This is a genomic window from Nocardia sp. NPDC004278 (assembly GCF_053602975.1).
Map to the genome: position 1 here is coordinate 90,541 of NZ_JBSGEQ010000017.1, position 13,759 is coordinate 104,299.

Annotated in this window: 7 protein-coding genes; 4 read left to right on the forward strand and 3 right to left on the reverse strand. The window is 67.8% G+C overall.

Annotated features, from left to right (window positions below; translation table 11 throughout):
• Positions 1-76: 76 nt before the first annotated feature.
• Positions 77-1,714, forward strand: coding sequence for a long-chain fatty acid--CoA ligase (locus tag ACWEO2_RS25150; RefSeq protein WP_452407541.1), 1,638 nt, complete (start codon positions 77-79; stop codon positions 1,712-1,714).
• A gap of 15 nt (positions 1,715-1,729) precedes the next feature.
• Here the strand turns inward: ACWEO2_RS25150 and ACWEO2_RS25155 are convergent, their stop codons facing one another.
• The 3 genes from ACWEO2_RS25155 to ACWEO2_RS25165 form a co-directional block, all read right to left on the reverse strand.
• A complete protein-coding gene (locus ACWEO2_RS25155; protein WP_452407542.1) occupies positions 1,730-2,278 on the reverse strand; it encodes an HD domain-containing protein in 549 nt (182 codons plus the stop codon).
• A gap of 111 nt (positions 2,279-2,389) precedes the next feature.
• On the reverse strand, positions 2,390-2,782 hold the full coding sequence (locus ACWEO2_RS25160) for an SCO5389 family protein (protein ID WP_452407543.1): 393 nt from the start codon (positions 2,780-2,782) through the stop codon (positions 2,390-2,392).
• Positions 2,783-2,842: 60 nt separating this feature from the next.
• Positions 2,843-3,889, reverse strand: coding sequence for an NAD(P)H-dependent flavin oxidoreductase (locus ACWEO2_RS25165; RefSeq protein ID WP_452407544.1), 1,047 nt, complete (start codon positions 3,887-3,889; stop codon positions 2,843-2,845).
• Positions 3,890-4,191: 302 nt separating this feature from the next.
• Here ACWEO2_RS25165 and ACWEO2_RS25170 point away from each other — a divergent pair, with 302 nt between their 5' ends.
• From ACWEO2_RS25170 to ACWEO2_RS25180, 3 genes are all read left to right on the forward strand, one after another.
• The gene (locus ACWEO2_RS25170; RefSeq protein ID WP_452407545.1) at positions 4,192-5,016 is read left to right on the forward strand and encodes a M23 family metallopeptidase; all 825 of its coding nucleotides are present in this window, start codon (positions 4,192-4,194) and stop codon (positions 5,014-5,016) included.
• A gap of 106 nt (positions 5,017-5,122) precedes the next feature.
• On the forward strand, positions 5,123-6,106 hold the full coding sequence (locus tag ACWEO2_RS25175; protein ID WP_452407546.1) for a DNA-binding response regulator: 984 nt from the start codon (positions 5,123-5,125) through the stop codon (positions 6,104-6,106).
• Between the two features lie 241 nt (positions 6,107-6,347).
• Positions 6,348-13,748: an amino acid adenylation domain-containing protein gene (locus ACWEO2_RS25180; RefSeq protein WP_452407547.1), complete on the forward strand. Its 7,401-nt coding sequence runs from the start codon at positions 6,348-6,350 to the stop codon at positions 13,746-13,748.
• Positions 13,749-13,759: the final 11 nt, after the last annotated feature.

Genomic DNA, 13,759 nt, shown 5'->3' on the forward strand with positions numbered 1-13,759 from the left:
CCTTGGGTAGCATCCGGGGGTGTGATGTGGCTCATGGTCGGCAGGCCGCCGTAGCCACCGAAGAAAAGGAGTACCGATGTTGAGCACCATGCAGGACGAGCCGTTGTCGCTGGCGACGTTGCTGCGCTACGCATCGACGTTCATGGGCGATTCCACCGTATCGACCTGGACCGGAACCGGCGTACGCACCATGACCTACCGCGAGCTGGGCGCCGAATCGGCGCGTCTGGCAAATGCGTTGCGCGGCTTGGGAATTGGCGTCGGCGATCGCGTCGGCACCTTCATGTGGAACAACAACGAGCATATGGTCGCCTACATCGCGGTGCCCGCGATGGGGGCGGTGCTGCACGCGCTCAATATCCGGCTCTTCCCGGAGCAACTGGTCTTCGTCGCCAACCACGCCGAGGACCAGGTGGTGATCGTCGACGGCTCGCTGCTGCCGATGTTCGCCCAGTACCTGCCCAATCTGAAGACTGTCCGCCACGTTATCGTGGCCAATGGCGACGCCGCCGCACTGCAGGCCCCCGAGGGCGTCCAGGTGCATTCCTACACCGAACTGCTCGCCGCGCAGCCGGATACCTACGACTACCCGGTGATCGACGAACGATCCGCCGCCGCAATGTGTTACACCTCCGGCACCACCGGTGACCCCAAGGGTGTGGTGTACTCGCACCGCTCCAACTGGCTGCACGCCATGCAGGTCTGCCAGCCGACCAGTATGGGCTTCTCCGCTAGCGACTATGTGCTCGCCATCGTCCCGCTGTTCCACGCCAACGCCTGGGGCTTGCCCTACGCGGCGCTGATGTCCGGCGCGAATGTCCTCATGCCGGACCGCTTCCTGCAGCCCGGCCCGCTGCTGGAGATGATGGCGTCGGAAAAGCCCACCTTTGCCGCCGCGGTCCCGACCATCTGGGGCGGCGTACTCGCCGGACTCGCGGCCAAGCCGCAGGACATCTCGCATCTGCGTTCGGTGGTCGTCGGTGGTGCGGCGGTGCCGCCGTCGATGATGCGCGCCTTCCAGGAAAAGCACGGCGTTCGCATCCTGCACGCCTGGGGCATGACCGAGACCTCCCCGCTCGGCAGTGTGGCCCACCCGCCCGCCGGGGTGACCGGCGATGCCGAATGGGAGTACCGCTTCAGCCAGGGCCGCTTCCCCGCCAGCGTGCAGGCACGCCTGATCGGCGACGACGGCAGTGTCGTCCCCAATGACGGTCGATCCCTCGGTGAGTTGGAAGTTCGCGGCCCGTGGATCACCGGCTCGTACTACTCCCCGGACGGCGCGCAGATCGACCCCGATAAATTCGACGATGGCTGGCTGCGCACCGGCGACGTCGGCAAGATCAGCCCCGACGGCTATCTCACCCTGGTCGACCGTTCCAAGGATGTGATCAAGTCCGGCGGCGAATGGATCTCCTCGGTGGATCTGGAGAATGCGGTCATGGGCCATCCGGCCGTCGCCGAGGCCGCGGTCATCGGTGTGCCCGACGAGAAGTGGGACGAGCGCCCCCTCGTCGCCATCGTGCTCACCGACGGCGCCGAGACCAAACCCGAGGAGCTGCGCGAATTCCTCGCCGACAAATTCGCCAAATGGCAACTGCCGGAACGGTGGACCTTCATTGCTGAGGTGCCCAAGACCAGCGTCGGCAAATTCGATAAGAAGCGCCTGCGCGCGCAGTACGCCGACGGCGAGCTGACGGTCACCACGCTGTCCTGACGGAACGACCCCGCGTCACCACTTCAGCATGGGCAGTGGTGACGTGGGGTTGGTTCGGATCCGCTGCGCCGTCAGTTGCACCAACCGGCGGTGGAAGCCCTTGTCCGGATGGCGCTTCGCCAACTCGCGGTAGGTCGAGCGGGGTACGCCGAAACGTCCGAGTAGGCCGAATTCGACGTCGATGGCATCTGCTCGGCGGAAGATTTCGATCGGGTCGGTGCGCTCACCTGCGGGCCGAATCTTGTGGTGCTGGTCGATCATGGTGACGACGAGATGGGCGAGGTCGGGTCGGTCGATCTGGTCGAGCCACTGCAGCGCGAGGTCGGCGGAGGGCGCGAGGTAGTCGAAGGTGCCCGCCGTCCAGATGCCCAGGTCGTGAAAGGCCGCGGCCGTCAGGTACTCCTCGCGGGTGCTCGGCACGGGCCCCGAGCCACCGGCGAGCAGATCGCACAGCTGCAGCACCCGCAGCACATGATTGGTATAGGCCACGCGATCCGAACCGAGTTGCGGCAGCCAAGGATCGAGGCGCCTGTCGACCTCGTCACGAAGATCATTGCTGCTCATGCGCGCTCACATTACGCGCGATACCGCCGATACGGCGGGAGCATCGGCGCTATCGCCCAGCACGTCGGCGCGGCCGGAAGTCCGTGCCGCGCCGAGGTTTTGTGCTGTTGATCAGCAGTTGCGGAGTTCGGGGCTCTGGTTCAGCAGTTGGGCGCGCGTCCCGATGAAGGTGGAGTAGGTGTCGCCGCCGACCGCGGAGATCGGGAAGGCCGCTACCCGGTGGCAGTTCTGGAAGGCGAGTTTCACGTTGAAGTGGCGTTCCAGGCCGCCGCGGATGGCGTCGGAGGCCATGGCTCGCAGCAGTTGTCCACGGGCCACTTCATCGGGCGGAGCGACGATGTTGTCGGCGAATTCGACTGTGCCGGAATGCAGCTCACCGGCCACCCGGCTGACGACCTCCCAGGCGTAGGGGAGGGAGAGCCGGACGACCTCGACGAAGTCGGCGTCGTCGACCTCGCCGCGTTCGGCGCGTTCGAGTAGGGCGGTGGGAACATCGAGGGACATAGCGCTCTCCTGACCTGGATGGCTGTTGCGATGCCCCTCGATTCTAATCGGAAACTGTTGTCAACAAGACTGGATTCGTCCCGAAAGTGCTTTGGTCAGTGCGGTTTTCGCATCCGCGGCCAGCTGCCGGACCAGATCGCCAGCCGGTAACTCGGGTGCCAGTTCGTGGGTCTGGCCCGCCCACATATTCACCTCTTCCGGGTCGCCCGCCGCCCGTGCGGCAGCCCGCAGCGGCGCTGTGGCGTAATGGATTTCCGGGTAGGCGGACGGTGCCGTCGCGGTGTGTTCGTCGATGAACCGATTACGCAGGCCACGCGCCCGGCGGCCGGTGAAGGCGCGGGTCAGCACGGTTGGGGCAGCCGTGCTCAGCGCGGCGCGGTGCAGCGCATTGGTGCCCGCCTCCGGACAGCGCAGGAAGACGGTGCCGAGTTGGACGGCCGCCGCGCCCGCCGCGAGTGCTGCCGCGATGCCAGCGCCGGTGGTCAGGCCGCCGGTGGCCACGATCGGCCGGTCCACGGCGGCGTTGAGCAGCTGCAGCAGGGCGAGCAGTCCCAGCGGGTCGGTGGCGTCATCGGCGACGCGATCGACGAAGGTGGCGCGGTGCCCGCCCGCCTCGGCGCCCTGTGCGATCAGCACATCGGCGCCCGCCTCGACCGCGAACCGGCCCTCGGCGACCGAGGTGACCGTGACCCACACCTCCGAGCCCGCCGCGTGCAAGCGGGCGATCTCCGCGGCGCTGGGGCAGCCGAAGGTGAACGTGACCACCGCGACCGGGGTATCGACGAGCAGTGCCAGCTTCGCGTCCCAGTCGTCGGTGTCGTACTTCGGCGTGCCGAGTTCGTGCGTGCGACCCAGCTCGGCCAGGTAGTCGGCGAAACTCTCGGGCGGTGAAGCGGGTCCGGGGGTGAAGAGATTCACCCCGAGCGGCGCGGTGGTGAGTTCGCGCGTGGCCGCGAGTCTTGCCGCGGTATCGGCGACGGTCAGATATCCGGCGGCCAGCAGTCCCAGCCCGCCCGCCGCGGAAACCGCCGCGGTCAACTCCGGAGTGGACGGTCCGCCCGCCATCGGCGCCAGCACGATCGGAACGCTCGTGTTGTCGAGGATCACGCATCTCAGTCTGGCTCATCGGCCGTCGCCGGTGACCGGCGTCGCCCGGAAGTCACGACGCCGTGATGTCCCGCTAGGCGTCTGACCAGGCTCTTACCCAGGACTTGGGCAGGAAAGGTTGCGGAATGGTCACGACGGGGTAGAGTTCCCGTCACAACGGACACCGAAACGTTACAAATTTCGGAACCGGCGAATCGTTACAGAACGGTCGGGGCCGACTCGGGATCCATTGAGTCACTGTAGGTCGAGTGCAAGGACCAGCTTTGTCGCAGCATCGGGTAGGCCCCAGTTCCATAACCGTCATGAGTCTGATCGGTGAAGGCGTTGCGGGTCGGCCGGCGCGGCATCGCGCCGAGCCGTCGACCACCGACCGGGTGAAGGTCGCGGCCGGTGTCGCGGTCGCCGCCGGCGCACTCATCGGCGCCACCGCCCAGGTCGCTCCGGCCATTGCCGCCCCACTGCTGCCGGGCGCGCACGACGGGGACGAGGAAGCCGCCGCGCCCATGACGTTCAAGGGCACGGCGGAATTGCCCGTCGAAGAGATCAAGGCCGCGACTCCGGTCGCCGAGGTCGCGCAGGCCGTCGCCACTCCGGTGGCCGCACCGGTCGCGGCTCCGGTCGCCAACCCGTTCGGCATCGGCGGTCTGCCGCCGGAGATCGCGGGCCCGCTGGCCCAGGTCGAACAGATTCTCAAGGGCGCACAGCAGCAGATCGCCCCGGCCGCCGCGGTGCGGCCGGTCGCCGGTGAGATCAGCTCCGGATTCGGTTCCCGCTGGGGCGAATTCCACTACGGCCTCGACTTCGCCGACCAGCTCGGCGCGCCCATCCACTCGGTGAGCAATGGCACCGTGATCGAGGCGGGCCCGGCCTCCGGCTTCGGACTCTGGGTGCGGGTGCAGCAGGACGACGGCACCGTCGCGGTCTACGGCCACGTGAACGAGATGTTCGTGCAGGCGGGTCAGCGGGTGAACGCGGGCGATGTCATCGCCACCGTCGGCAACCGCGGCAATTCGACCGGACCGCATCTGCATCTGGAGATCTGGGATCAGAACGGCAGTAAGGTCGATCCGATGCCGTACCTTGCCGCCAAGGGTGTCCCGCTCCAATGGGGCCCTTCGGCGCACTGATTTTCTTGCCCGGCTTGAGATTTCGACGTTCACAAGGCCCCCGCGGCGACCGGTCGGTCGTTAGGCTCGGGCCCGTGAGCGAGCGGAGTGCCGGCGAGGTGCAGTCATGACCGAGCTGGGCGATATCTTCGAGCCGGGATCACCGCATGGGCGCACCTACGCCGTGCTGGTGCATCATCCGCGTTCCAGTCTGGCCGAGATCGCGGGATATCTGGGTATCTCGAGCGAGGCCGCGTCCGCATCGCTGGAGGTGCTGACGGGGCTGCAGGCCGCGGTCAGCCAGCTGTCCACCGACGGCGAGGCCATCTGGGACGCGCACGCCCCCGAATCGCTATCGGAGGCCGAGGCGCGGCGCAGACAGCATGAGATCAACCAGATGCATGCCGCGGCAGCGCGACTCAGCGAGACCTTTCGTTCGGTGCGGCGCTCACCGCGCACCAATGGCGCGATCGTTCCGGTCTTCGAACGCATGGAGATGCTGGCGGATTTCGAAGAGGTGCAGACCTCGGCCCGCACCAGCGTCAAGGTGATCGAACGCGGTCCCTACCTCAGCGATCCGGAACGCGAGCGACAGCTGTTCCTGCTCAAGCGCGCCCGGATCGGCGAGGGCATCCGCTATCAGACGCTCTATCAGGACACCATCTACCAGGACGCGGAGCGGCTGCGGCATGCGCTGGCCACCAATGCCAGCGGCGCCCAGGCACGTACGCTGCCGGAACCGCCCTTCAAACTGATCATCAGCGATGATGAGCGGGCCAGCCTGGTGCTGCATGTCGACGAGCGGCGGCCGGATCCGATGGGGCTGCGCATCACCGGATCGCCGGGACTGCGGCTGCTGGTGAAGACATTCGACGTGCTGTGGTCGCTGGCCGCGCCGATTTCGGTGAATCCGACAGCCGATGAGCTCGACGAGCGGGACAAGGCGATCCTGACCCTGATGGGTTTGGGTGCGACCGATGACACCATTGCCCGCAGGCTCGGCATGTCCCGCCGAACTGTGGTCCGGCGCACAGCGCGGCTGCTGGAGCGCCTCGGCGCCAGCACCCGCTTCCAGGCCGGTGTGCAGGCGACCAGACGCGGGTGGTTGTGACTTGGGCAACTGAACTGCTCGAGTGGACAACATGGGACCGATGCTGAACGATCAGTGACCCGGGATTTTTGAGGGCTTGTGTCGCAACGGATTCGGAGGTACTAGGGCACCCTCCGCGATTCGCGGAAAGTTAGCTCTCTACGATGTCCCGATTGCGTTACGTGGCGGCGAGCACGGCGGCGGTATTCCGCGTCCGATGTTCGGCGCTGCGATGTTCGATGTGAAAGGCAAATGGTTTCGAATGGATAGGGCGCGTCGATCTGTTCGGACCAGCCGTCGACTCCGCGCCAGCGCCCCACTGCTCGGGCAGCTGCTCACGGCCGCCGTTGACGCCGCCCCCGATGCGGTGGCCATCCGCTTCGACCCCACCGGTGATACGGCCCAACAGCGCGAGCTGACCTATCGCGAATTCGACGAGGCGTCCGCACGGCTGGCCAGGGAGCTGATCGCGCGCGGCATCGGCCCCGGCGACATTGTGGCTACCGCGCTGGCCCGCTCGGTCGAATCGGTCCTCGCGGTGTGGGCGATCGCGAAGACCGGCGCGGCCTATGTTCCGGTCGATCCGGCCTATCCCGCCGAGCGGATCGCGCATATGGTGTCGGATTCCGGCGCCGTGCTCGGGCTGACCATATCGGCGCACCGGGCGGCGCTCGGCGATGCGGTCCACTGGATCGAACTGGACGATCCGGTGGTCGCCGCGCGGATCGCCGACCGGCCCGAACGGCCGATCTCCTATGCCGATCGGGTTCGTCGCCTGGATGAACGGCATCCGGCCTATGTCATCTACACCTCGGGTTCCACCGGTCGGCCCAAGGGCGTCGTGGTCACGCACGCCGGATTGGCCGGGCTGGCCGCGGTCGGGCAGCAGTACGCGCTGACCGGTGCTTCGCGGGTCACCCATCTCAGCTCGCCGAGCTTCGACTTCTCGCTGATGGAGCTGCTGTTCACCTTCTCGGCGGGTGCGACGCTGGTGATCGCGCCGCCGACGGTGTTCGGCGGTGTCGAACTGGCGGATCTGCTGCGCCGGGAGCGGGTGACGCATCTGCTGATCACCCCGGGCGCGCTGGAATCGGTCGATCCGGCCGGGTTGGACGAGCTGCGGGTAGTGGTCACCGGTGGCGACAAACTGGGCACCGAACTGGTCGACCGTTGGGCTCGCGATGGCCGGGCCGTTTTCAATGCGTATGGCCCGACCGAGGTGACGGTCATGGTCACCACCGGGCAGATGGTGCCCGGTGCGCCGGTCACCCTGGGCGGCACCATCGCGGGTGTCGGGGCTTTTGTACTGGATTCGCGCCTGCGTCCGGTGCCAGCAGGTGTTGTCGGCGAGCTCTATCTGGCCGGGCCCGCGCTCGCGCAGGGCTATCTCGGACGGCCCGGACTGACCGCGGAAAGGTTCGTGGCCAGTCCGTTCGGTGCGGAAGCCGATTGTCCGGGTGCGCGTTTGTATCGCACCGGAGATCTGGTGCGGCGCGGCGACGGCGGGGTGCTGGAGTGTTTGGGCCGCTCCGATTTCCAGGTGAAGATTCGCGGTTTGCGCATCGAGCTCGGTGAGATCGATAGTGCGCTTACCGCGCATCCGGATGTCGACTTCGCGGCCACTCTCGGCCGGAGCCTGCCGTCCGGCGTGACCGCGCTGGTGTCCTATGTGCTGCCGCGCGCCGGGGCGGTCGTGGATACCGCCGACCTGGTGACCGCGCTCGAGCGGTCGCTGCCCGCGTTCATGGTGCCCGCGGCCATTGTGGTGCTCGACGAGATTCCATTGACGCCGGTGGGCAAGCTGGATCGGGCCGCGCTGCCGGATCCGGTCTTCGCCGCGCGCGAGTTCCGCGCACCGTCGACGCGGGTGGAGCAGGTCATCGCCGATGTGTTCGCGGCGCTGTTGCTCGCCGATGGTTCCGCAGCGCGAGCAACGGGCACGGAGGCGATTGGCAGTGGGGGGCCGTCGGCGCCGGAACCCGGAGGGGATACGCGCATCCACGCGGGGCACTGTGAATCGGACACTGCTGCGCGGGTCGGTGTCGATGACGACTTCTTCGCACTCGGCGGCAACTCGCTGCTGGCCGCGCAGGCCGCCGGGCGAATCGGGGCCGCACTGGGCACGCGGGTGCCGGTGCAGTTGGTCTTCGAGGCACCCGGTGTCGCCCAACTCGCGCAGCGGCTGACGGCACATATCGGTGCCTCGGCCGAGCACGCGCTGCGGGCGCAGCCGCGCGCAGCGCGGGTTCCGCTGTCCTATGCGCAGCAGCGGATGTGGTTCCTGAACCGATTCGATCCGGCCAGCGGTGTCAACAACATCCCGCTCGCGGTGCGGTTGTCCGGTGTGCTGGATATCGACGCTTTGCGGGCCGCGGCGCGCGATCTGGTGCTGCGGCACGAGGTGCTGCGGACGGTGTATCCGGAGATCGATGGCGTGGGCAGTCAACTCGTCTTGCCGATCGAGGACGCCCGCGCGGTACCGGAACTCGAGCTCGTCGCCGCGACGGCGGCGGATCTGCCCGAGCTGGTAACCGCCGCGGCCGTCGCCGGATTCGATGTCTGTGTCGCACCGCCGATCCGCTTGCGACTGGTGCGGCTCAGCGAATCCGACCAGGTGCTGGTGTGCGTGGTGCACCATATCGCGGCCGACGGAAGCTCCATGGGACCGCTGGTGCGTGACCTCATGTCCGCCTATTCGATGCGGGCGGGCGGTGCGCGACCGCAGTGGCAGCCACTCGAGGTGCAGTACGCCGACTACGCGATCTGGCAGCGGGCAATGCTGGGCACCGAAGACGATGCGCAATCGCTGCTCGCGCGGCAGATCGCCTTCTGGCGCGCCGAATTGGCCGGACTGCCCGAGCAATTGGCGCTGCCCACCGATCGGCCGCGGCCCGCGGTGCTGTCCAGCCGCGGTGCGGTCTTCGCCTTCGAGATCGATGCCCAGGTGCATACCGCGCTGGAGCGGCTGGCGCGAAGCCATAATTCGACGCTGTTCATGGTGGTGCACGCCGCGTTCGCGGTACTGCTGTCGCGACTGGCCGGAACCACCGATATCGCCATCGGAACTCCCGTTGCCGGTCGCGGGGAGACCGCACTCGACGATTTGATCGGCATGTTCGTCAATACGCTGGTGCTGCGCGCCGATGTCGATCCCGAACGATCGTTCGACGAGCTGGTGCGCGCCGTTCGGCGCACCGATGTGGCGGCCTTGGGACATGCCGATGTGCCATTCGAGCGACTTGTCGAACTGCTCGATCCGGTGCGGTCGATGGCGCGGCATCCGCTGTTCCAGGTGATGCTGACCTTCCAGAACATGGCGCAGCCGGAGCTGGAACTGCCGGGACTGACCGTATCGGGCATCGATCTCGGTGTCGTGCAGGCGAAATTCGACCTCGAACTGACCGTGGTGCCGCGCGATGACAATGGCGCGGCGAATGGTTTGGCGGCGTCGTTCACCTATGCCACCGACCTCTTCGACGAGGCGACGGTGGCGGGCTTTGCCCAGCGGTTGCACCGCGTGCTGACCATGGTGGCCGAGGATCCGCATCGGGCGGTCGGGGAGATCGAGCTGCTCGAGCCCGCGGAGCGGCAGCGGATCCTGCGAGACTGGAACAATACCGCGCACCCGGTTGCCCCGGAATTGCTGCTCGATGGGTATCGACGTGCCGCACTGGCGTATCCGGATGCGATCGCGGTGGCCTATGAGGGGACCGAGCTCACCTATCGGGAATTCGACGAGCGCGTCAACCGGCTCGCGCGGTTGCTGATCCAGCGCGGTGTCGGCGCGGAATCCCTGGTGGGACTGGCGGTTCGGCGTTCGCTCGACCTGGTGGTCGGCATGTATGCGATTGTCACCGCCGGTGGTGCGTACGTGCCGCTGGATCCGGATCACCCCAGGGAGCGGATCGCGCACATTCTCGACACCGCGGCACCGGTCTGCGTGCTGACGACCTCGGATGTGGTCGCGGTCTCGGACGGTATTCCGGTTGTCTATCTGGATGCCGTTGAGCTGGGGGCATTCTCGGGAATGCCGGTGGCGGCCGATGAACTGCTGCGGCCGGTATCGTTGGACAATCCCGCCTACGTGATCTTCACTTCGGGGTCCACCGGACGGCCGAAAGGCGTTGCGGTCACCCACGCGGCCATCGATAACCAGATCAAGTGGATGCTCGCGCACTATCCGCTCGGTCCCGATGATGTGTATCTGCAGAAGACCGCCACGACATTCGACGTATCCCTGTGGGGATACTTCATGCCGCTGCGGGCCGGTGCCGAGCTGGTGGTCGCCACGCCCGATGGCCACCGCGACCCCGCCTATCTCGCGGAAACGATTGCCGCGCAACGGGTTACCGTCACCGACTTCGTGCCGTCGATGCTGGCGGTCTTCGCCGCGCACCTGACACCGGGATCCTGCCCGACGCTGCGCGATATCTTCGTGATCGGCGAGGCGCTGCCGCCGGAGACGGTGACCGCGGTGCGCGCGGTATCGGATGCGTCGGTGCACAACCTGTACGGGCCGACCGAGGCGGCGGTATCGGTGACCGCGTGGCGGGCGCAGGTGTTGGACCAGACCAGTGTGCCGATCGGCCTGCCGCAGTGGAACTCTCGGGTCTATGTGCTGGATTCGCGATTGCGGCCGGTGCCAGCGGGTGTCGTCGGTGAGCTGTATCTGGCCGGTGTCCAGCTGGCGCGCGGCTATGTGACCCGGCCCGATCTGACGGCGGACCGCTTCGTCGCCGACCCGTTCACCGCGGGTGCGCGGATGTACCGCACCGGTGACCTCGTCGTCTGGCGCGAGCATCCGCACCGGTTGGAATATCTGGGCCGCACCGACTTCCAGGTGAAGTTCCGCGGCCAGCGCATCGAACTCGGCGAGATCGAAACGGCGTTGCTCGCCCAGCCCTCGGTGTGCCAGTCCGTCGCGGTGGTCACGCCCACGGGTGACCAGCTGGTCGGATATGTGGTGCCGCTGCCCGGCCAACAGGTCGAGCCAGCAGAATTGCTGAGTGCGGTCGCCGAAGTGCTTCCGGCATATATGGTGCCGGCCGCCATCGTGGTGCTGGACGACTTTCCGTTGAATACCAGCGGCAAACTCGATCGCAAGGCGCTGCCCGCGCCGACCTTCACCGCGTGCGAGTTCCGTGCCCCGATCACTTCGACGCAGGAGATCGTCGCGGCCGTCTTCGCCGAGGTGCTCGGCATGGAACGGGTCGGTCTGGACGACGACTATTTCGCGCTCGGCGGCAATTCACTGCTGGCCACCCGGGTCGTCGCGCGGATCAACGATGCGCTCGAGACGAATGTCGCGGTGCGCGATCTGTTCGAGACCTCGACCGTCGCCGGACTGGCGGACCGGGTCGTCCCCGGCACCGGCTGCGCGGCGGCGGCCCGAGTGCCGCTGACCCGGGCCGAACGACCCGCGCGAGTCCCGCTTTCCCTTGCCCAGCAACGGATATGGGTGCTCAACCGGATCGATCCGGAGTCCCCGGCGTACAACCTGCCCTTCGCGATCCGGCTGACCGGCACGCTCGATGTCGGGGCGCTGCGCCGGGCGGTCGAGGATGTGCTGATGCGCCACGATGCGCTGCGCACCCGGTTCCCGACGGCGGGCACCGGTGGGCAGGCGTATCAGGAGATACTGCCGGTCGCCGAGGTGCTGCCGAATGGACTCGAGGTCGAGACCGCCGCCGATATCCTCGGCCGGGTGGTCGAGCTGGCCTCGGCCGGATTCGACGTCACCGAACAGGCACCCGTGCGGGCCCGGCTGCTGGTCGATGCCGCAGCGGATGAGCATGTGCTCGTCGTTGTCGTGCACCACATTTCGGCCGACGGTGCCTCCCTCGCGCCGTTGGCTCGGGATCTGGCGACCGCCTATCTCGCCCGCGTCGGCGGCACCGCGCCCGGTTGGTCGCCGCTCGCGGTGCGGTACGCGGATTACGCGCTCTGGCAGCGCGCGGTCATCGGTATCGAGGACGATGAGAACTCGGTGGCCGCACGGCAATTGGCGTACTGGCGCGAGCAGCTTTCCGGGCTGTCGACGGCACCGGTGCTGCCGCTGGACCACCAACGCCCGGCAGCACCGTCGGGTCGCGGTGCGTCCGTCGGCTGGACCGTACCCGCCCAGGTGCACGAAGGTCTCGTCCGTATCGCGCGCGAGCATCGATCCTCGCTGTTCATGGTGGTGCACGCCGCACTGGCGGTGCTGCTCGCCCGGCTGTCCGGCGGCTCGGATATTGCGATCGGTTCGCCGATCTCCGGTCGCGGTCAGCGGGCGCTGGACGATCTGGTCGGCATGTTCGTCAACACGCTGACACTGCGCACCGCGGTCGACCGCGGCATGGCCTTCGACGAACTCGTCGAGCACACGCGGGCAACGGATCTGGCCGCGTTCGCGCACGCGGACCTGCCGTTCGAGCGGGTCGTCGAGGCGGTGGCACCCGGCCGTGGCGCGGCATCGCAGCATCCGCTGTTCCAAGTGATGCTGGCGTTCCAGAATCTGGAGCAGCCGAGTCCGGAGCTGCCGGAGCTGACCGTCGCGGCCTTGGACGCGGGCGATATCGTCGCGAAACTCGATCTGCAGGTGGTCGTCGAACCGCGTCAGCTCGCCGACGGCAGGCCCGGTGAGCTGGTCATCGTATTCACCTATGCCACCGACCTTTTCGAGGAATCGACGGTGCGCGGGCTCGGGCGCATGCTGGAGCGCATTCTGGCCGCGGTGGTCGCCGATCCGCGGGCGCGCATCGGTGGCATCGATATTCTCGACGCCGACGAGCGCGATGAGGTGCTCACCGCGGGGGCCACGCAGTCCGATGCGGTCACCGGCGGAACCGAGCTGACCCACCTGCTGACCGCCGCGGTCGAGGACGATCCGGACGCACCCGCCCTGGTGTGGGGCGAGCGGGAAATGCCGTACCGGGACCTCGACGCCCGATCCTCGCGGCTGGCCAGGGTGCTGATCGAGCGCGGTTGCGGACCGGGCACCGGTGTCGCGATCCGGTTGGATCGTGGTGCCGACTGGGCGGTGGCGGCCTGGGCGGTACTCAAGGCGGGGGCGGCGCTGGTGCTGCTCGCCTCGGCCGGGGAAGCGGTGCCCGCCGGGCCCGAGGTGCGGATCGGGTTGACCACCGGCGCCGATCCGGTCGGCAGCGGCATCGACTGGCTGCGGCTCGACGATCCCGCGACCATCGCCGAAATCGCCGCGCAATCGGCGCGACCGGTCAACCATGCGAATCGGACCGGGGTGCTGAGCGGATCGCATCCGGCCCTCGTGGTCGCCGCGACCGGGGTGCGGATGAGCTATGACGAGGTGGCGACCGCGGCGGATCGGCTGCGCATTCGCACCGGGCTGACCTTCGAATCACGCACCTTCCAGCACGGTCGTTCCGATTCGGCGGCGGCGTTGCTCGAGGTGGTCGGTGTGGGCGCGACCGGGGCCGGTCTGATCGTGGTGCCGGGTGCGGAGACCGATCTCGGCGCCTCACTCGCCGAGGAATGGGTGACTCATCTGATCGCCGATCGGGCCGCGCTGGATGCCATTGATACGACCCGGCTCGCGGATCTGCGGGCGGTAGTGCTCGAACGCGGATCATCCGCCGGGGTCGCGCTGCCGGGGTCGTCCGCGGTGGTCTTGCTCGACGAGTTGCTTTCGGTGGGGTGGCGCTGAGGGTTCGACAA

What these genes read in the sequence shown, in the direction of transcription:
- ACWEO2_RS25150 (WP_452407541.1), top strand. Translation starts at nt 77, where the DNA reads ATGTTGAGCACCATGCAGGACGAGCCGTTGTCGCTGGCGACGTTGCTG.
- ACWEO2_RS25155 (WP_452407542.1), bottom strand. Translation starts at nt 2,278, where the DNA reads ATGAGCAGCAATGATCTTCGTGACGAGGTCGACAGGCGCCTCGATCCT.
- ACWEO2_RS25160 (WP_452407543.1), bottom strand. Translation starts at nt 2,782, where the DNA reads ATGTCCCTCGATGTTCCCACCGCCCTACTCGAACGCGCCGAACGCGGC.
- ACWEO2_RS25170 (WP_452407545.1), top strand. Translation starts at nt 4,192, where the DNA reads ATGAGTCTGATCGGTGAAGGCGTTGCGGGTCGGCCGGCGCGGCATCGC.
- ACWEO2_RS25175 (WP_452407546.1), top strand. Translation starts at nt 5,123, where the DNA reads ATGACCGAGCTGGGCGATATCTTCGAGCCGGGATCACCGCATGGGCGC.
- ACWEO2_RS25180 (WP_452407547.1), top strand. Translation starts at nt 6,348, where the DNA reads ATGGATAGGGCGCGTCGATCTGTTCGGACCAGCCGTCGACTCCGCGCC.